Origin of the sequence: Radiobacillus sp. PE A8.2 (genome assembly GCF_045635475.1) — a bacterium.
GTDB lineage: Bacteria > Bacillota > Bacilli > Bacillales > Amphibacillaceae > JBJGXI01.
The window spans coordinates 225,239-246,951 of record NZ_JBJGXI010000001.1 but is presented as its reverse complement, the minus strand read 5'-3'; the positions used below and the strand labels follow the sequence as shown (position 1 = coordinate 246,951).

The 21,713-nt window shown below is 38.5% G+C and carries 13 protein-coding genes; 1 reads left to right on the top strand and 12 read right to left on the bottom strand.

Annotated elements, in window-relative coordinates; translation table 11 throughout:
• Positions 1–270 precede the first annotated feature (270 nt).
• Positions 271–2,508, top strand: a complete 2,238-nt coding sequence (locus ACI6MV_RS00990) for a helix-turn-helix domain-containing protein (protein ID WP_407267914.1) — start codon at positions 271–273, stop codon at positions 2,506–2,508.
• A 165-nt stretch (positions 2,509–2,673) separates the two neighbouring features.
• On the opposite strand, the gene ACI6MV_RS00985 is transcribed toward ACI6MV_RS00990, so the two are convergent.
• The 12 genes from ACI6MV_RS00985 to ACI6MV_RS00930 form a co-directional block, all read right to left on the bottom strand.
• Positions 2,674–4,575: a beta-N-acetylhexosaminidase gene (locus ACI6MV_RS00985; protein WP_407267912.1), complete on the bottom strand. Its 1,902-nt coding sequence runs from the start codon at positions 4,573–4,575 to the stop codon at positions 2,674–2,676.
• Positions 4,572–6,812 carry a hypothetical protein gene (locus ACI6MV_RS00980; protein ID WP_407267911.1) on the bottom strand — a complete coding sequence of 747 codons (2,241 nt, stop codon included), beginning with the start codon at positions 6,810–6,812 and terminating at the stop codon, positions 4,572–4,574. Before ACI6MV_RS00980 ends, ACI6MV_RS00985 begins: the two co-directional genes overlap by 4 nt.
• Positions 6,813–6,851: 39 nt before the next feature.
• Positions 6,852–8,030: an N-acetylglucosamine-6-phosphate deacetylase gene (locus ACI6MV_RS00975; protein WP_407267910.1), complete on the bottom strand. Its 1,179-nt coding sequence runs from the start codon at positions 8,028–8,030 to the stop codon at positions 6,852–6,854.
• Entirely contained in the window at positions 8,030–8,815 is a 786-nt protein-coding gene (locus ACI6MV_RS00970) for a glucosamine-6-phosphate deaminase (protein ID WP_407267909.1), read from the bottom strand. Before ACI6MV_RS00970 ends, ACI6MV_RS00975 begins: the two co-directional genes overlap by 1 nt.
• Positions 8,816–8,866: 51 nt before the next feature.
• Positions 8,867–9,754, bottom strand: a complete 888-nt coding sequence (gene sdaAA / locus ACI6MV_RS00965; RefSeq protein ID WP_407267908.1) for an L-serine ammonia-lyase, iron-sulfur-dependent, subunit alpha — start codon at positions 9,752–9,754, stop codon at positions 8,867–8,869.
• 259 nt (positions 9,755–10,013) lie between these two features.
• Positions 10,014–10,676 carry an L-serine ammonia-lyase, iron-sulfur-dependent subunit beta gene (sdaAB, locus tag ACI6MV_RS00960; protein WP_407267907.1) on the bottom strand — a complete coding sequence of 221 codons (663 nt, stop codon included), beginning with the start codon at positions 10,674–10,676 and terminating at the stop codon, positions 10,014–10,016.
• A 124-nt stretch (positions 10,677–10,800) separates the two neighbouring features.
• Positions 10,801–11,880 carry a dihydrodipicolinate synthase family protein gene (locus tag ACI6MV_RS00955; protein WP_407267906.1) on the bottom strand — a complete coding sequence of 360 codons (1,080 nt, stop codon included), beginning with the start codon at positions 11,878–11,880 and terminating at the stop codon, positions 10,801–10,803.
• Positions 11,881–12,897 (bottom strand): NAD-dependent epimerase/dehydratase family protein, encoded by a 1,017-nt coding sequence (locus ACI6MV_RS00950; protein WP_407267905.1) that lies wholly within the window; start codon positions 12,895–12,897, stop codon positions 11,881–11,883.
• A 204-nt stretch (positions 12,898–13,101) separates the two neighbouring features.
• Positions 13,102–17,028, bottom strand: a complete 3,927-nt coding sequence (locus ACI6MV_RS00945) for an Ig-like domain-containing protein (RefSeq protein WP_407267904.1) — start codon at positions 17,026–17,028, stop codon at positions 13,102–13,104.
• Positions 17,029–18,040: 1,012 nt separating this feature from the next.
• A complete protein-coding gene (locus ACI6MV_RS00940) occupies positions 18,041–18,910 on the bottom strand; it encodes an aldose epimerase family protein (protein ID WP_407267903.1) in 870 nt (289 codons plus the stop codon).
• 21 nt (positions 18,911–18,931) lie between these two features.
• Positions 18,932–20,188 (bottom strand): ROK family transcriptional regulator, encoded by a 1,257-nt coding sequence (locus ACI6MV_RS00935; RefSeq protein WP_407267902.1) that lies wholly within the window; start codon positions 20,186–20,188, stop codon positions 18,932–18,934.
• A gap of 27 nt (positions 20,189–20,215) precedes the next feature.
• Positions 20,216–21,712: a tripartite tricarboxylate transporter permease gene (locus ACI6MV_RS00930; protein WP_407267901.1), complete on the bottom strand. Its 1,497-nt coding sequence runs from the start codon at positions 21,710–21,712 to the stop codon at positions 20,216–20,218.
• Between the last annotated feature and the right edge of the window lies 1 nt (position 21,713).

Sequence of the window (21,713 nt, the reverse complement as noted above, 5' to 3'; positions counted from 1 at the left end):
TTCAGTAAAGCAGCCTTTTGTATGCAAACAAGCAATGATGAAAAATGGTTGATACCTCCTTCTAAATCAAATATGCTTAACTAAATGTTACATTTAAATCATAAACAAGAATTACACTCACCGTATATTCACCGATTTACTTTTTTATCGCACAAAAATCACAAATATGAAAATAGTATAAATATTTAATAAAATGCAATACGTCAAATAAGTACTTTTCGCTTATAATAAATATCATACTATCAATTATCTTTATAGGGGGTCAGCCAAATGAAGTATATTCTTAAACTTAAGCTAGCTGCAAACTCTCTCTTCATCCGAGTATTTCTATGTTTTATGATTATCATTACACTTTTAATCTCATCTAACTTCCTATCTATTACTTTCTTTCAGAATTACATTCAACAGGAAACCATTACTTACAACACAAATAATGTAAACAACACAGTGAAGAATTACGAAGAACAATTAGAAGGGATTGTGGATCAGTCCCTCGTATTTTCGATTGATGAATTACTCAACACAATGTATTACCAAACCCTAATGGGCGATGATTTTAGCTATTTAATTGCTGATAAAATAATAAAAAGAAATAAAAACTTACTTTTAAGTAGTGATTTTCAATATGTGGACGATTTATTAATTACATTTGATAATCAAGACGTTGTCATTAATAAGGATGGTATATACTCGCTGCAATCCATGTATACAAAGTATTTAAAGAATCCTAATTATCCTTACGTTTTTTGGAAAGATCAATTTCAGGAGTCCTTTGATAAGAAAATTTTACCCGCTACTACTTTTACTTATTATAGTGGAAATAACAAACAACTAATTCCAATTATTGTTAAACATCCTTTGTTTTCGGAAATGTATGTAACCGCTTTCTTAGATGCTGATAAAATCTTCTATAGTGCACATCAATCGATCAATTACAAACTTGTCATTTTGGATAACAATGATGATGTTTTATTTTCTACAACTAACCAAAATATTGCCCAATTGCCTATACATAAAAACACGGAAGGGCATGTTAAAATTAATGATCAGTATTACTTTTATAAAAAAGGATCGTTTAGTAATTTAACATACATTAATATTATCCCTACGGAGTATATTGACGCAAATATTTATCGAATGAACACGATGGTTGTTTTATTTTTAATCATTTCCATTATTTTAGCTATCATTACTTCCTTCTGGTTTAGTAAACGATTTAATAATCCAATTAAAAAGATTTTACAATCGATTCAACAGGTGAATGCCTTTGAACCATTCAAAACAAATATTAATGAATATAGAGAGATAAATAAAAACTTAAATACGTTAATGCAAGAACATCAAACTATAAATCGAAATCTTAAACAAAAAAACAATTTTTTAAAAAGCTATGTTTATATTAACAAAATAAAAAATTTAGACGGAAACAACAATGGCATTAAAGACTTTAATTTTACAGATGAGCCTTATAAATTCTTAATGTTTAATATTTTTCTTAAAAATCGTTTTAAAGAGCTTGCATTAGAAGGGAAGGCAGCAAATCGATTTTTAAGGGATTATCTATCGCATACGACTTCCGATTTTTCACCGGAAGCAGTCACATTTCAAGCTGACAGATACCAGATTTTATCTCTTATATTTTTAAACGGAAAATCTGAAAAAGAATTAGCAAACTTTGTAACTAGTATGAAAGATGCTTTCAATGTGGACCATGATTATTACTACGTTACGATAACTGTAAGCGCTACACATAATCATGCTTCTCAGCTTACAAATGTATATGAAAAGGTACTTCATGCTTCCCAACAAAGGAAATTAGATGATAAATCACAAATTATTTATGACATCGATGTAAATAGCGAAGAATTCTTCTTAACACCAAATCAAGAGCAAGAATTCCACATCCATCTACTGGAAGGTAATGATGCTGTTGTCATTACCTGGGTTGAGCGATTAATGCGACAAATGTGTAAAAAAGGAATCTCTGCTACTCACATTCGAGAATACGCCTACTATATTGTAAGTAAGATCAACCAGACGTTACTATCCTTAAATTTAGATAATGGTCCTTTGCAAACATATTCTGAACAATTAGAGTTCTGTCACACGTTAATGGAATATGATGAGTTCTTCGAGAACTACTTGCTCACAGCTACAGCACTGATCAAAAAAAGAAAGGAAGAACATGACTCGATCACATCATTTGTGTTTACCTATATAAACGAGCATTATGCTGAAGATATTTCACTCGATATCTTAGCTGACCAACTAAAGATTAGTACAGGATATCTATCTACCTATTTCAAGGAAAAAACCGGTAAAAACTTTATTGATTATCTTAATGAGCAAAGGATAGCCAATGCAAAAACATTACTGTCTGACACCAACTTAAAAGTTCAGGAAATTGGAGAGAAAGTTGGCTACTTGAACGCTAGCTCCTTTTATCGCATGTTTAAACGAATTACCGGTGTAACGCCAGGAGATTATCGGAAGAAAAATGTGTCCTAGTACAAAATGAGAAGCTATCTAAGAAAAGCGCAGGCGCCTTGCTCACCCCCGACAAGCTTAAGTAGACCCTCTATGTGGCGCTTTTTGCCACAAAGAGGGTCTACTTAAGACCTCGAGGGGGTAGGCGCCGGAGCTGGACACCTGCGCAAACTTTCCTATCATTTTTTATAAAACATTCGCCGTAGCAATATTAGTATAGATATTATTCCTACCAATGCCTCCGCGTTCTTCAATAATTGGGTGATAATAAAGTCTGTCTTGTTCCAGTTCTTCAATCTCCTCTAATTCCCCATCAACATAGCTCTGCAATCTTTCCATCGTTGTTTCCATTCTTGCTAACAGTCCACCGTATCGTATATCCAAAACTTCCCATCCGAATGGCTTGTTTGTCTTATGCCACAATCTTTTGTGTGTTTGTTTTAACAGGTTTATTCTATTCCTTAATGTTGGAAGTTCACTTTCCAACATGGATTGCAGTCGCACTTTGTCATTTGTTTCGTATAGATGCTTTAACTTATTACCTAAATTACTCTTTATACTTAACACATTACACAATTCAATCGGGACATCAAATAAATATGCCCAATCTTGATTGTTGTGTTTCGCTTCTTCTAATTGTACTTTTAATTCTAGATAGTACGTATTCAAATCATACTTCTCCACATGCTTATCGAAGAGCCCCATTAATGGGTCCTGCCATAGTAAAAACTTCGATGGATTATCTGGCTGTCCCGGTGTTTCTGTGATACTTTCTGCAGGTCGTGCACAAGGAGGATAATCTAATTTACCTAAATCCATAAAGCCTTGGTAGCTAGCTTGTGTACAAAATTTAAAGCGACGCTTTAATTTCGCTGTATCCAATTCCTTACTGTACCCATGCTCAGCGAAAAGCTGTAATCCAAGTAATGCCGTAAAGACATTTGTTTCTGCACCATTGTCTCCCCAAAAAGTAGAAAATACTTCTTGGACGCCTTCTTTCTTGCAGGCGGAAAGTGCAGCATTCGTTGTAGTAAATGTTTTATCATAGTTAATGGTCATGCCGTTAAACGTCCAAACTGCCCCTGCAAAAATGGGATCAGAACCGAATTCGCGGTGTTTATTAATCCACTCACAATAAAATTCATGATCATTATGATAATAATCCCAATACACAAACTGAACATTATCAGGTATTTCCTCTATAACCGCTTCTGGAATAACAAGATCTTTATCATAATATTTGCCGTTTTTAGAGCCTAACCGAAAATACATATCACTCCAGATCATTGGTTTAAGCTTGTATTTTTCCGTAATGTATTTCACTCTTTCTAAATGTGCGGACATAATCTGAAAGCTGGATTGATAGCCATTTTTATCTAAGTACTTGCCTCTCCCAAGAAAATGCGCCTCATCCATTCCGATATGAATACGATTACTTCTAAACGGCTTAGATGCCGTAGCAATCATTTTCTCGATTAATGAATAGGTTTCCTCCGCATTCGCTAGTAGTATATCATCGGTATCCTGGATTGGTTGTGTAATTGGCCACTGTAAATAGGTGGCCAGATGAGCAAGGGTCTGAATACAAGGAATGACTTCAATTCCTAGCGCGGCAGCATAATTATCAATCTGTTCTAATTCAGCACTCGTATAACGCCCTCTCATATAGCCAAAGTATGGTTCCCCCTCAATTGTATATGTATCTTCTGTATATAACATAAAGGTATTTAATCCCATTACAGCCATCTTACGCAATAACAATTGCACCGTTTCCACTTTCATTACCGCATTTCTCGAACAGTCGAACATACCGCCATTCATCGTAAATTGTGGTTCTTCTTTTATCTCAAAAGAGCTTTTGTCCTCCATTGCCTCCATAAATAAACCGAGTGCACGAAAAAAGTGAATGCTTTCCTTGTAACGAATCAAGCCTTGATTTTGATTAAGCGAAGCGGACAAGCTATTTTCTTCTGTTTTTTCAACCTGTATGTGCAATCCATCAGATGCAATCGTGACGTGTAGCTCTTTTTCCAGAATTTCTATTCCCTTTTCAAGCTCTGTCATGTCACCGGTAAAATGAATCTTCACCCCTGACCTCCCCTTTCTGATTTAAAGCTTATTTTTGGTTGTGGAAAGCCGTTACTAATATAATGAAACAATCTATCCACAGAAGACGGTTCCGTTACTTCTCCAACCACTATGTTACCTAATAAGATGATGGCATGATCGTGGATCAGATGAACAGGGAGGTAACTGTCCCCATGTGTAAAAGCGTGTATAAAACAATGACGCATGATGGTATTGCCTAATGTAAGGACAGTATGCTTGTTGTCTATGTCTCGTTGCGGATAAATATCACAATGATCAAAACAATAGTTTTGATCAATATTCATACTTTTATTGATCGCAAACTGGCCGCTTAGGTTACATTTGAAGAAATCCACAGCTTCCATCAACGTTACATCGATATTATCGAAAATAGAATTACTTGCTTTTATTTTCCCAACGTCTCGCATATGCTCCACTTGGGAATAGTTAACTACTATTTTTTTTGCCCGCGATAATATTATTAACCTTGACTTTTCGATTTCTACTTTATTATAAGTAAAGCTTGCTTGATCATCTGACACGATTTCCCCTACCAAATCCTCTACGTATAAATCAGTTAGAAATGATAAATGACTTTTAATTCGGCCAGCTACATGTTTTAGTATAAGATCACAGTTTGCGACGTCCTTGGTTGTAGCATCCTTTAGAAAGACCATTTCTTCCTTGTCATTCCTATTAAATGTGTCAGCATTGAGACGACCCGTATTTGATATGGCTATCTTAAATTTTTCACTTGGATCTATTCCATTAATTGCATTTTGGTCAAACCGGACAGCACGCAATATATGTCTGGGTCCTTCATTCACTAATATGAGGTTATGAATCGATAGCTCTTGAGGAATTGCTAACTTTCCTTCCTGGTGTTTACCGTTCATATAAAAATCCATTCCTGTTACGATCAGCTTGGTTTGCGGTACTTTCGGAGTGACTGTAACATTATTTAATGAAATCCTAGGTAGCTTAAGCTGCCTCGTATATTGAAAATCAAACTCCCAACCTAAAAACATATACATGACCTTATATTCAGAAAGGTCATCATACAATTTAATATCCAATCCATCAATCGTGACGTTTCCTTCATAAGACATGCCTAAATCAGTTCGAAAAGTGATGGCATTGTTCTGATTTACACTACTGGTTGCCTCTGAATAGTCAATCCGCACATTTTTAATGTACGTATTTCCTTTTCCCCAACCAATTTGAACGCCACCATTATTGCCAACAATCCGGACATTTTCGACTGTTAAATCACTCATTCCAAAATGACTATCCGTACGATTAAGTACACAGTCCCGTATCGTCATGTCTTTAATAAATTCTGTGTTCATAGCGCCCCATCCTCTTTGAAGCACAAGATCAGTCAGTTTAATTTTAGAAGAAGTGTTTACTTTAAATATATATTGGCTTTGCGTAGCATTGGTCGTAGTTAACTTTCCACTGTTTTCTCCTATTCCACCAAAGAAATGAAAATTGTACGTATCGATTATTTCAATCAGAAATCCTCTAAATCGGCTCGTCTTCTCTTCAAGTGGTAAATCTTCATCTATCCCACTAAGTTGAAAAGAAACATTGCTTCTTTTAATGGAAAAAATCGTGCCTAAAATTACGCTATTTTTCTTTTTCACGTTAATAAATGGTGCTTTTACAGTAATTGGGCGATCCAATATACTCTTTCTTGTAAGCTTGAGATTGCCAGTGGTGTAGTCTAGTAATAGACCTCCATCAATTAAAGTTCCATTTTGACCAATTGTAAAATTTTCATGTTTGAAATAGTCCATTCCATTTTCCCTGACTGCCAGCAGTTCATCGCTTTCTACAACGAATAAAGAGAATTTATAGGCTGATAAGGCAGGGATTGTTAAGGCATCTTCTTTTAGCTGGGATTGAAGTGTTGCGTTTACTTCTATTTCCTCTACTGGTTCATCACTTTCCAGCTTATAAAGGGTTAATTCATCCATATTATCATCCAAGATTAATTCCATACCAGATAAATCTGTATCCGTTTTAATCAGTGGGGAACCATGTAAGTCTGTTGTTGCTAGATTAATTTTTCCTCTATGCTGTTCCACCTTTAATTGATGTTTATTAGCAAATTCATGACATTGTTTTAATGCCAACGTATCATCATCAATTCCGTTTAAAGGGGCACCGAACATCTCATAAGTTACATGTGTCAATGGTTTATAAATATGGTCTGATTGGATCGTTTTAGCCATTCTACTCCTCCTCTCTAAAAGATTATGATCCTCTGTCTTTCAATCAGCTTCATAAACTAGCTTTCCTTTCTTTATCGTTTGCTTGATATCAATATTTCCGTCTCGTTCTGTGAATAATACAACATCTGCCCTTGATCCAATTTGGAAGGTGCTGTCTTCCAACTGCATAAATGCAGCTGGTCTTACAGAAGCCATATCCCATGCACCGGCAAAGGTAGTAATTTTTCTATTTACAAGGAATTGAATTCCTTGTATTAATTTACTTGCGGATCCAGCTAATAACCTTGGATTGTCTGCTAAATGAAGCTTGCCTGTTTCAGTTAAAATAACTTTTCCGCCAATATGAAGCGAATACTCTCCAGGTTCCATTCCACATAACGACACTTTATCACTCACAATCATCGCCTTTTCCTGCTTCGCACGTAGAAATACCTTTAGTACGGACGCTGGTAAATGAAAGCCATCAGCAATCATACAAGCATATAATTTATCATTAGCGAGCTGTTCCCAAATATAATTCGGATGTCTTGGCAACATGACGTGCGCCCCATTACCAAGATGCGTCGACAACCGCGCACCGGCATCTGCAGCAGAGTTAATTTGCTCCGCAGAGGCAGCAGTATGTCCAATCGAGACAGTAACGCCGTGCTCTTTGCACTTCTTAATAAATGCATCTGTTCCATCCCATTCTGGAGAGAGCGTAACAATTTTAATTTTTCCATCTGCGGCAGCTTGCCAGCTACTAAATAGATTCCAATCGGGGGCCATTACGTATTGTGCATCATGGGCACCTCTTGGGCCATCTTCTGGAGAAATAAATGGACCTTCTAAGTGAATGCCAGCAATCACACTGTTAACCATCTCATCTTGATGACAAGCATTGGCGATAGCACTCATGGCTTGTTCAATTGCTTCCGAACTATTCGTAATGATGGTTGGATAGTAGGAGGTCACACCGACCTTTACTAACGTATAGGTTATTTTTGTGACCGTTTCTTCTAATAATGGAGACTGATTGAAATCCATTCCTAAATAGCCATTAATTTGTAAATCAACTAATCCCGGTGCAATGATTGGAAGATTATCCTGTTGATCAGATGTCGGACATGCTTGTATGTCCTGTATGCTCCCATCTGTGATATCAATTATCACTTCATCACCTGTCTTATAGTGGAGTCCATGGACTTGATAGGAATTAGGTGAATCTAGAGAGACCATTACATAGCCCCCCTACCAAAAGCCTCTTGATCCAAATAAAGTGTACAATCTGCATGCTTTCTTAATATTGTAGATGGTGTGTCCGTTGTGATTGGATCTTGGAGCGTTTTTATAACAGCATTATGCTTCGTAGGACCTGGTACAACACAAAATAAATGAGAAGCACTTAACAGCATGGGAATTGTCACCGTTAATGCATCCTTTGGAACATCATCAATCGTTGGGAACAATCCTTCATTTACTTGTTGTTGCCTGCAGATATCATCTAGTGGAACAACTTTCATCTTCTTTGGATCCTGAAAATCGGCAACTTCTGGCTCATTAAAGGCAATATGGCCATTTTCACCAATCCCCAAACAAACGATGTCGATCGGTTCTTTTGTTAATAAATCTACATATCGTTGACATTCTTGTTCATAATCGGAAACATTGCCATTAATTAGGTTTACTGTTTTAGGTTTCACTTGTTTAAACAGGTGTTTGTTCAAAAAATATGCAAAGCTATTATTAGAGTTGTGATCATAACCGATGTATTCATCCATATGAAAAACGGTAACCTTTGACCAGTCAACATCTTTTGTTGCTACTAGTTGCTCTAAAACTTCTGACTGAGATGGTGCTGCCGCAAAGATCATTCTAACGTGCCCTTTTTCTTTTATGACTTTATTGATCGATTCAATAACATCTCGTCCCGCTGCTTTCCCCATCGCAGTTCGATCTTCAAAAACTTGATACGTTAAGTTCTTTGCTTGCCCCTCTTTTATTGGGGTAATCGTATTTGTCATAACGAAAGCCTCCTATTAAATATTTTTTCTCTGTTATACTATCCAAAAAATTTAGTTATCTTGATTTGCGTCAGTTCCATATATTTTTGCCGCTAACGCTCGACCAGTAGGTGTTGCAGCTAATCCTCCTTCAGCTGTCTCGCGTAAAGCACTAGGCATCGTTTTGCCAATCCGATACATTGCACCAATTACTTCATCACATGGGATTCTACTTGTAATACCCGCTAATGCCATATCAGCTGATACGATCGCATTTGAGGCTCCAGCTGCGTTTCTTTTGACACAAGGTACTTCTACTAGTCCAGCAACAGGATCGCAAACGAGCCCGAGCATGTTTTTCATGGTAATCGCAAATGCTTCCGCGCTTTGCTGGGCAGTTCCACCAGCCATTTCGACAATGGCAGCAGAAGCCATTGCAGCAGCAGAGCCTACCTCTGCCTGACAACCACCAGTCGCACCTGAAATAAATGCATTATTAGCTACAATGTAGCCAAATGCCCCAGCTGTAAATAAGTATCGTATCATCTGCTCTCGAGTCGGGTTTAGTCTTTCTTTAACGGCAAACAAGGTACCAGGTACACACCCAGCACTACCAGCTGTTGGTGTCGCACAAATCGTGCCCATGGCCGCATTCACCTCATTTGTCGCAACCGCCTTACTTACAGCATCCAACAGGAGATTACCAGATAGAGGATTTTTTTCTGCTATATACTGTTGCAGCAGTACTGCGTCACCACCCGTTAATCCCGAGCGGGACTTCACCCCATTTAAGCCTTCTTCAATGGCATTTCCCATCACCTGTAAATTACGTTCCATCTGCTCCATTACTAGTTCTCTTGTCGTATCTTGAACGTCTATCTCTCTTCTAATCATTACCTCGGATATAGGTATACACTCCGTCTCAGCAATATGAACTAATTCTGCAACATTACGAAACAAGTTATCATCTCCTGAAAAATACTAGAGTTGTTGGCGCTTAATATTTAATAGATTGTTGTTTGACAAAAACTATAGACAGCGTCGTAGCAGCAACGGCCCGATTCCGATCCGGGCAGTCGCTTTCCGCGGGCCGGATTCAGTCTCCTCAGAAGCAAAGACTCCTCCTTGCGAGGTCTTCAGAACGCACTGTTCCCACTGGAGTCGACTTCCCGAATCTCAGATCTAGCGTATAGATCTCTTACATAATTAGCCAACAATACTAGTCTACAATCTTTGCAATCTGCAATATATGATTGGCGACTGCTAATTCTTTTTCTATTTTGTCACTAACATTTTGATCAAGTTCCATAATCATCAATGCATCTTTGCCTACATCTTTCCGGGAAACTTCCATATGTCCAATATTAATCTCGTGCTTTGCTAGAATCTGCGTCACCGATGCAATGGCACCAAAACGGTCATTATGCATAACTAAAATGGCAGGGTGATTACCAGATAAGTGAAGCTCAAAGCCGTTTAACTCTGTAATTTCCACCTTTCCTCCACCAATAGAAATGCCGACCAATTCAAAGCTTTCATCCTCATTTCCCAGCTTAATCCGAGCTGTATTTGGATGATCCGTAGAAGCCTCATCCTGAACAAATTGGACGTTCATCCCTGTTTCAGCAGCCATCTCTAGTGCTTTACCGATTCTTGTGTCATCCGTATCAAACCCAAGTAGTCCTCCTATGATTGCAACATCTGTTCCATGCCCCTTATACGTCTTAGCAAACGAACCATATAAATGAATTTTTGCCCATGTGGGTCGCTTTCCAAACAAGGTTCTTGCTGCCTTTCCAATTCTAACTGCACCTGCCGTGTGAGAACTTGACGGGCCAATCATAACAGGTCCGATAATATCGAAAACAGAATTAAACTTCATACTTTCACCTCCAAAGTGAGTGAAAATTGTAAATCGCGATCAAGCGCTTTTAAGCTAGCAATTGATAGACTAGCAGTCCTTTTCTTAATTAACGTTCATTGCTTTATATTAACATCTATCGCTTTTACTTATTATATTTGCTGAGCCACTTCTCTAAGTTTTGCTTTACAAACTCATCGTCATGTAGATGAGGATAATCTCTATAGACGCGATCAATTTCCTCCATCTGACCGGGTGATAATTCCTCATCAGGATTCAAACACCAACGTCCTTCTAACAGACCCTGTCTTCTTAATACCTCATGGATTCCTGGAATACACCCGTCAAAGTGATGGGCTGGGTCAAAAAAAGCTGCATTGGAATCGGTAACCTGAATATTTCGACTTAGCAGTTCAGCCGGTATTTGCTCCTTGTTTTTACGTACTTGCTTTATCTCTTCTAACAGTTCTACCGCTTTATGCGTCCAAACCGCCCAATGACCAAGAAGTCCCCCTACGATATCCTTTTGCACCGTTTCTCCATTTACATTTATTTTGTAGGAAGTGAGCAAATCAGCAACAATGTTGTCGTCATTTCCTGTATAGAGTACAATATTATCTCTTCGACTTGCATGACATACTGCCCTTACCACGTCCAACGTTTGATATCGATTAAATGGGGCCATCTTGATCGCCATAACACCTGGGATCTCAGCGAACGCTTTCCAGAAATCATAGCTTAATACTCTTCCTCCAACAGATGGTTGTAGATAAAAACCAAATACAGGTATCATTTCAGCAATCTGTTTTACTCTTTCAATCAATTGTTCTTCAGACCAATCCTGTAATCCCCCCATACTAACGAGCCCAAGGTCATACCCTAGTGTTGCAGCAAGTTTTGCTTCTAAAACAGCTTGCTCAGTCGGACCACATATGCCAGCTATTTTAATAAATGGACGGGAGAGCTTGGCTTTCTCCACTTCCTCTGCTGCCATGCGAAGGACAGTTTCTAATAAATTGACACCTTTATCACGGATTTCGAATTGGGTGGAATGTACAGCAACCGCCATTCCACCTGCTCCCGAATCGATATAGTATCGCGTTAACGCACGTTGACGACGTTCATCTAATTTTCTTTCAGCGTTTAGCGCTAAAGGATGAGCAGGAATAACTGTACCCTCTCGTAGCAGGGCTACTACATCTGCTTTAAGTCTTTGCTCCGCCATTTAAAATGCTCCTTCTCTTTCCTGGAAATGTGTCGGTTTATTTAATGTAGCTCCGTCTTCTTGTACCCATTCGGCTGTCCAATCGATCATTTGTCTTAAACTAACGCGTGGATAACCAAATAACTGGTGAGACTGCGAAGCATTATTTAGTAGAGCTGTACCCTGCTCTTGATGGATAAAAATCGGCTCTGTCTCAAGCAAGCTTCCAAATCGCTCTGCTACCCACTTAATCGATACTGTTTCGGGACCAGTAATATTTAAAAGGCGTGGAGGTGTTTCAGCAATTGCCAGAGATCGAATTGCCATTTCATTGGCATCCCCTTGCCAAATGACATTTACATGTCCCATCGTGAGGTCAATTGGCTTGTTTTCCTTCACGGATTTGGCAATTTCTAATAAAACACCGTATCGCATATCAATTGCATAATTGAGCCTAAACTGCACTAATGGAATATCATATTTGCGGGAAAAGTGTTCAAACACTCGCTCCCTACCTAAACAGGATTGTGCATACTCTCCAATTGGACCAGGAGCTACGTCCTCAGATGCTCCTCCAGATGCAATCGATGTGAATGGATAAATGTTACCTGATGAAAAAGAGACAATCCGTGCGTTTTTATATTTCTCAGCCACTCTTCCAGGTAAATAAGCATTCATCGCCCAAGTAAGATGTTCTTTTCCTGTCGTACCAAATTTATTACCAGCCATATAAATCACATTTTCCACTTCCGGTAGTTTTTGTAAATCACCCTCATTTAACAGGTCCGCAGCAATTGTCTCAATTCCATGATTCTCTAAATCGATGCGCGCTGCCTGAGAGGAAAAACGAGAGACAGCGATCACCTTTTTGTCTACACCTGCTTGATCGATTGCATTTTTAGCAAGCTTTGCTAAACTTGGTCCCATCTTCCCACCAACACCTAGAATGATAATGTCGCCACCTAATGTCGAAATGTCTTCTACTAACTTAGCAGAAGGTTCTGATAACTTATTTTCAAGTTCATCTATCGTTTTCATATTGCATCTCCCTTTTGTCATGTAGTTGTTAAGTTTATCGTAATACTTGATGACACCTATTTCAATTCCAGATCTTTCGTAATATTAGATAGAGTTACTAAATGAATTTAGCAACTCTATCTCCGTTCCTCATGTTCCTATTAAAATTATCTTATGAATCGATTGAGCTCTTCACCGGAAAAGTATCGGTAGTGAAACAATTCCCTATTCCTCACTCACCCTTTTTCTCCAAAACCAATAAAAAGTAATGCCACCAATGACAAGTAATAGAATCCCTGCAATAAAGTAGTTATACATATTAGTAGCAGTCTCAGGTAATTCGTCTGCCTCATCATCTGTATTTTGGTCCTGGCCGTCTGATGCATCTACTTTCGCTGTTGCGAATACACCATACGTAGAGAAGTGTGATACCTCTAACAGGATAGCCCCATCCTGCGCATTACCTCCTTGCAACTCCCACTCTCCTGCTGTTTCATTCCAATAATAAATATTGACTTCATCGGCATCGTGATGGTCTTCGTCATAGCCTAATGTTAGCGAAATCGTTCCGCTATACGTTTCACCGTCTGGGAACACAAAGTCAAATGCATAAGCAGCACCTGCTGTTTCGAGACCTTGATCCTCCACATCTGGCTCAACCGTTACCACCTTAAGTGTCGTTCCGTCTGGTAGGTCGTCTGGTAAAACTACTTTTGATATTCCATCTGGAAGCGTCACGGTAGTTCCAGCTTGGACCGTGATAACTTTGTCTAGTTCAATGGAAATTTGATCTGACGTTTGGTCACTATCCCCTTGTGTGTCGCCATCTTCATCTGTATCACCATCATTATCGTTATTCCCATCTTCACCTGGATTTTCACCGTCGTCTCCAGAAGAACCTGCGTCAACAGTCACATCAACAGTCGCCGTGAATGCACCATCCTCTGTCGTTACCGTAATAACCGCATTACCTTCTCCAATGGCTGTAACCAAACCAGTATCATCCACTGTCGCAACTGTTTCATCGCTGCTAGACCAATTTGCGTTTTGGTTTGTTGCATCTTCAGGTGTTACGGAAGCTGTTAACTGTGTGTCTTCACCTACTGTCAAGTCAACACTTTCTTTATCAACTGTTACACCTGTTACCGCTGTAACAGCAGGTTCATTCACCTGTATTTCCCATCCCATTTGATCATAGTATTCTAGATCAATCGGGCGATTTCCGTCTTTATCCATCGTGTAACCATTCAGCATCCATAACCCAGTGGAAGCTTCTGGAAGTAACTTGAAGCGAACAGTTAAATGCTTACGATGACTACCATCATTGACATATTCCACACTATCCTCAGCAACGTATAGACCATCTGTTTGTGTTTTAAGTAAATTAATCCAGTCTGATCCATCTTCTCTTACATTAACAGCTGAACCGTCTGCCTCTACAAAGTAATTGTTTTCCGCATTAAAGTCGCCTTCTTCATTACCCGGCTCTACATCAACATCGGCATCATGAATTTGCACACCGATTTTAGCAATATTATCTGCACCTTGTGGGTCAACAGCCATCGCATGAAGGTCATACCATACACCTTTTTCCACCTCTGTGACGATATCACTTGTATCTGCTTGGGTTACATACATATCTCCTAATTTAGGTGCAGGATCAGAAGTATGCGTCTTATATTGATCATAGGCATCTTCATACAATACGCCGTCTTCGTACACGTTATAAGCTAAATATTCTTTCGTCGGATCATTATCTGTCTTGTCAAAGTCGTAATATCTTAGCTCAGCAAGTTTATCTACACCGTTGACAACCGTATAGTCTTTACCTGTTGCATTGATATTTCTGCCGATATAAATGTCATGCGGCTTACTTTGATTTAAGAAAACTTCTTTATCACCAGGACCAACATATACTGGATGATAATCATTTTCATATGGTCCAAAATAGTTTCCAGTCACTTCACCTGAACCTGCATGAAATATAACCCATCCTGTATTCAACATGACATTATTTCGCACGACCATTCTGCCATCATAATAAGCTGCTGGATGCAAATCAATGCTATATTCTCGAACAATTGGATCATTTGTATGCATGTAGTTATTCATTACTGTCAAGTTAATCGCTGTAGACGCAATCACATCGTGTCGATTTCTTTCAAACTCACTATCTCGAACATCTAGCGTCCCCATTCCATTACTTTCAGAAACAACACCGTATCCGCTATGTTGGCGGAAGTTTTCATGGAAATAAGAATTTCGTACAATCATTGTTTTATCAAAGCCAAGACCTGCCATTACCAAGCCTTGCGAATGTCGTGTAAATTCACAGCCATAAACCTCTCCGTATCCCGTGATTAGTTCTACGCCATTCAGTCGTAAATCAATTGAATTTTGGATATCCTCGGTGCGCTGGTCATAACCGTTTTGGTCCTCCAAACCACCAACAAAACGGATGTCCTCAAAGCGCACATTATCTGTAATGACCTCAAGCATATCAAAGGTATATGGAACATTATCATCAAAAACAATCTCCGTTGGCTGACTATCCCATGTTGGGGGCACGTTGTTGTCCTCTGAATCTACAATGTCCCATTCAATTTCACCGACGTTTAGTAGCTTCGCTGCACCCTTCATTATGATCGGTTTTTGAATCATAATTGTTTCTTTGACTTGATACGTTCCTGCTGGTAAGTACACCACATCACCAGGAGCTGCCGTGTCGATTGCAGCTTGAATGTCTTCACCAGTAAATCCGTTAACTGTCACCGTATTACCACTTGGTGTAATCGGTACCAATTCAGGCTTTTCAGGACGTGGTGGAACATCCTCTGTCGTCTCTTGAACGGTGAGATTTTCAACCCGTAATGCATTCGGATTTTTCGTTTTCAATAAAAGTCTTCCTAAATCGTCTGGCACCGGAGCTCCCGACCTAAAGTCATAATCTGCTGCAATGAGATTGGTTTGGCCGTCTGGTGTAGTCACCCATGCACCCAATTTTTTATGATCAAGATCAATAATCACTTTAAAATGATAGGTAACGTATCTACGATATTCGTACCAGCCTAATTCCTCATAACTTCCACCATTTCGCGCATCAAATCTACCATCCATGTTAAAGCGGATAATAATTGGAAGGTCTCCCCATTTGCTCGGTGTAATATCCGAATCCATAAAAGCCATTACCCCATCAATACGTGAACTCATTGGTATAGCGTCATACTCGACGACTAGTTTCCCTGTGTTTTCAGTCCCTAAATCATATAAGCCAGAATAATCCGTTTCCGAGTACCAAGCACCTGGAATACGTTCGCCAACGACGGTGAAGTTGACTCTTGCATTTTTAACAATACCATCGATATTGGCTGTCGCATTCACTGCCGTATACCCTTGGGCAACCGGAGTGACAAGCCCTGTATCACTAACTGTAATCACAGATTCATCTTCACTGGTGTACGTTACACCTTCTAGTGAAGTCAGATCCACTTCAGTACTATCCTCTAATATCCCTCTCAACGTAAGCTGAGCGGTTTGATCTAACGTTAAGTAATTCGAAGTTGTCGTCATGATCACGCTAGATAAGTCCTTCTCAGAGCCTACTTCATTTAAAATAAGTTCTTTGACATAAATCCGCGCTCTTGTTCCTTCTGAATCAGTAGATGTTGCATTGGAATCCACTGCGTTTATCTTCAGGGTATGATCGCCGGCTTCTAGCCGCATTTCACCGAGATCCACTGTGGTTTGCTCCAGTTCATCTGCGAGAAAATAATCAAATGTTTTATCTGCTCCCTCTTCGTTTTGGAAGGTATTTCCATCTATTTCGATGGTATAAATGCCAGAGTGACCAGTCTTTAACCCATTCAGCTTCACATCATATTTTGCTGTCTGGTCAACGGTAATCGTCGTTTCTGCTGAATCCCCAATAACCGTGTGAATATTCGTATTCCCACTAGAAGTGGAAATCTCTACTTCAGGGTCTCCAGCATTTCCGCGCGTAGCCGTCCACTCCGTATCTGCAGGAAATAAGCTAATCAATTGGGTTGCCCCGGCAGCATTCGTTACTAACACAGCCCCGCTCGGCAGAATCATCGATGTCACTAATACAATTACCGTAAGTACTTGTAACAAATATCGATATCTCGTTTTCATCAAGTTGTTCCTCATCCTCTCGAAAATAATTCTAATAAAATAGATAATTAAATTCGTGACTTACCTACCCACTATGTACCATTTGGGTAATGCTGTCCGTGTTACAGAGAGTTTCTTGATTCAGTCTGCTCATCTCTTCCTATTCCTTCAGACGATTCTTCAGCCTGTGCCTGAATATTGTGGAAGTCTTTATGATTCATTAAGGGTTGCTCATGTTCACCTCCATCTATTCATTTTGAGCGTAGGATACCTGATCAGGATATTTAAGATACTGTTAGAGGACAGATAAGCCTAAGCTTTCAATTATCATACCTTCTTATTAGATATAAGTTCTATTTGCAATTTTACTATTTTCTTACCTGTTCCAAGAAATTATGAATATTGTATATATATCGTAAAAATTGAAATAAGTAATGGCATGCGATGAATAGTCCGAATGTAGTAAAGTATCTTCAACCTAAATAAGCACCTCTTCCATTGAAGACATACTTGTTTTCTAGGAATGGAGCTGTCTTGTTTGTATGGCAAGGTGGGGAACTACTTTTGGCAGATTAGATTTTTTTCAGGATCAATATTTTGCGGGTTTTTGCGCAACTAATTACCATTTACTTCTAAATATTCTCGCTGTTTTACTTAAATTCCACCTTACCTAAAATCCATCGATCATTCCCTTTTCATCAATCAAAAATAAAGCAACCAATCTTAAGCTTCATTAAGCCAAAGATGGTTGCTTTATTAGGCATAGAGAATCCACAATCATTTCCGCATCCCTACCTGATATTATGTCAAGAAAATAGACACAACGAATAGGGAGAAAGTTGATTTTCCCTACCGTGCTTCGCTTGCTGGCCTCTCTGTTAGGAAAAGGGAGACATCCCTTCTCCTAACAGAGAGGATAATATCTTCTACACATCTGTATTAATCCAACGCTTATAATACTGCTTCTCATAGACAATTCCCTATTAAGAATTGCAGCATTATTAACCTGCCTGTTATATTATGGTTTAAACTTTCAATAATCCTTCAACTTTATCTCAACAAACTCTTCCATCTGGCTGTTCGCACCTACCATCGCCAATTCTTCTTTTCGATTTAATTCATCTCGATCGGCCATCCATGGTTCTACACAAACAAAATCATCATTAGGTTGTGTCCATAAAACCCAATATTTAAATGCTGAACTAGTCTCTATCAGTATCCCTTGGGAACTGAATAAATTTGTTATGATACTTTTATTACCACCATCCGGTAATACAAATGCTTTTTTTACACCCGTCATATTAACAGAGCCTGTAAATTTTTTCATTTTAAGATCATTATAATCGAGATACATTGTTGCATCCGAATTAACAGAAAAGCTTTTCTTTTCTGTTTTAAAATAAGGGTGAAAGCCTGCATAAAATGGCATTGGTTCAGGGGAATGATTACGATAAACTTGTTTTATAGTTAACTTATCTTTACAAAGTGTATAAGTAAACAATAGTTCAAAATCAAATGGATAAGCTTTTTTCGTTTCAGAATCACTACTGAAGCTTAACGTGATCCATGCAGCAGCATCATCACATTCCGCTTCTACAACTCTCCATAGTCGATTCAACGCTAAGCCGTGGATTGGCATAAAATATGTATGTCCTTTCCAGTGATAGCGTTGATCTGTTAGCTGGCCGCACACTGGAAATAACACGGGGATTCCACCACGAATTTCTTTACTCTCATCGTGTAACGTATCCTTATTAAGATAGAGAAGCTCTACTCCTTTTAATCCAAAACTTGTGATTAGTCCTCCTCGTCCAGGACATACGGTCAGCCAAGATTTGGAATCCGTATCTAGAAATGTATACATTTCATATGATTCATCTATATAAGTGTTTAACGCGTACACTTTTCTCCTCCTAAATAAGCATTAATTTTCTATTTCTGCTATACTGTTCGAATCTTTCTTCGCTCGATTGAGTATATAGCTGTGATTGGAGAATAAATTCATATTCTTATCAATGATTAAAGCAGCTGCTCCTAAGGCTGTACTCTCCTCTATATTAGACAACGTTATTTTTATATTCTTACCATAAGTACCTAAAACTCTTTCAGTAATGGAATTAGTGACAGAGTCTTTGATTACATCGTGAGCCGACCCAATTGAACCACCTAGAATAATTAGCTCCGGATCGAAGAAAGTTACAATATTGGAGAGGCCAACACCTAAAAACACGCCTGATTCCCTCAAAACTTGTTGTGCCAACAGCGAACCTTTCTCTGCAGCCTGTCTAATGTTTTTTATTGTCACATCTTCTATATCTGTTTGGAAATACATGGATCTTTCTTCGTTCGTTGCTAATTTTAATTGTGATTTTACCTTGTCAATGATCTTCTCTTTGGATACTAACGTTTCTAGACAACCATAGTTTCCACAGGTACATTTAGCACCAAATAAGTCAACTACGCTATGTCCTAAACCACCCGCTTCTCCGTGCACACCACGATAAAGTTGATTTTTCAAAAAGATACCACAACCAATACCTTCATCTGCCATCACGTAAATAAAATTTGAGCATCCCACACCCTTACCAAACCATTTCTCCGCTAATGCAGCGACGTTAGCGTCCTTATCAAATTCGATTGGAAAATTAAAGTATTCCTTTAATCTTCGCGGTAGATTTGTTAGCTCCCCTTTCATAAAGTTAGGCGACTTCAAGTTGTGTTCATCTAGATATAATGGTCCGGGCAGACCAACACCCATCCCTAATAATCTATCCCTATTTACACCCGATTCTTCTAACATGTCTGTAACAGAATTTTTCGAGAACAATAGAATATCATCAATCGCATTCGTTGACTGATAGGATTTCTTCCGAAAAGCAAGTATTTCTCCATTCAAATTAGTTAGTGCTAACTTCATACTTGTTCTTCCAATTTCAAAACCTAGTGAGTAATAACAATTTTCATTGAAATCTAAGAGTATTGGCCTTCTTCCACCGCTAGAAGGTGCAAATCCTTTCTCTTTGATAATATTCATTTTTAATAGTTCTTCCGTTATTCTTGTTATGGTAGGTTGAGGGATATTTATTTTTTCTGATATCTCAATACGAGAGATTGGACCTGACTCTTTAACTAATTTTATTATTTGATTGGCATGTAGTTTTTTAATTGTTTGATTACCCAATTTTTCCCTCTCCCTATCATTGTAGTGTTAGTCAGATGTAGAATTTCTAATTTTTTTACTCATCTTAACTGATAAAATCATCATAATTACAGCTGCGATAAGAATACCCAAGGTAATTGGTCTAGTTATAATCTCCATCACATTTCCTCCAGTTGAAGATATAGCTAATAAATAGTTATGTTCTATAATTGGACCAAGAATTATCCCTAGCAATAACGGGGGTAATGGATAACCAAACTTGAGCAAGATAAATCCGATTGCCCCGAATGCTAGTGTTACCCAAACATTAAACAAGCTAGTCATTAATGCAAAAGAACCTGCAACTACAAGGACACAGATAATTGGAAATAGATAAGCATTTTTAATTTTCACAATCTTAGTTATTAAGGAAGATCCATACCACCCAGCGGTAAATACAAAAATTTCCAGTACCAAAATACCTATAATTATCATCATCAGTACATTAGTTGAACCGTCAAACAGATCAGGTCCAATTTGAATACCATGTAGAGTAAAAGCACCTAACAATATTGCCGTTGCAACATCCCCTGGTATTCCGAAAGTAAGTAGTGGAATAAGAGCAGCCGACTCTGTGCCGATTGCACCTGATTCTGCAGCAGCAACACCATTCAATTCACCTTTTCCATACTTTTCAGGTTTTTTAGATGATCTAACTTCTTCACCGTAACTCAGGAATGATGAAATAACAGCTCCAGTTCCCGGCAAGGCACCAACTAACACACCAATTACACTACCTTTGGACAACGTTTTAAGTGACCCTTTCACTTCTTTTCTATTTAGACCTTCTCCTTTCCTGCCTAAATTCCCACCTAATTTACTAGGATCAAGTTGTTGCGGAAATTGAAACCGTTTGAATATCTCTGTGACTGCAAATAATCCAATTAGCGCTGTAACCAAATCAATTCCTTCATATAAGTAATAACTTCCAAAAGTGAAGCGCTCTACACCAAAGAGAGGATCAGCACCTATAGTAGAAACAAAAATACCTAACGTTGCAGCTATCAATGCCTTTGTTAGTGATTTACCTGCGACACCCGCTACGATCGATAGACCAAATAAACCTAGTGCAAAGTATTCTGATGGACCAAATTGTAGTGCTACTTTAGCTAGTAATGGAGCAAAAAGTACTAACGCAATAACCGATACAACTGCAGCAAACAATGCAGAAAAAGCTGACATTTGTAATGCTTTTTTGGAGTAACCCTTTTGTGTTAATGGGAACCCATCTAAACCTGCAGCTGCTCCGGCTGGAGTACCTGGTGTATTTATTAATATTGCTGTCATTGACCCACCGTATAGCGCACCAAAATGTATCGCAAGTAGTAACAAAATTGCAGCTATTGGCTCCATCCCAAAGGTAAATGGAATGGCTAATCCTAAGGCCATCGGATCCGTAAGGCCAGGTAAAGAACCGATTATTAATCCTAGTAATACTCCAACAACCATTAATAATATGATATAAGGATCAGCTATCGTTTGCATTGCTTCAAATAAATTCCCCATA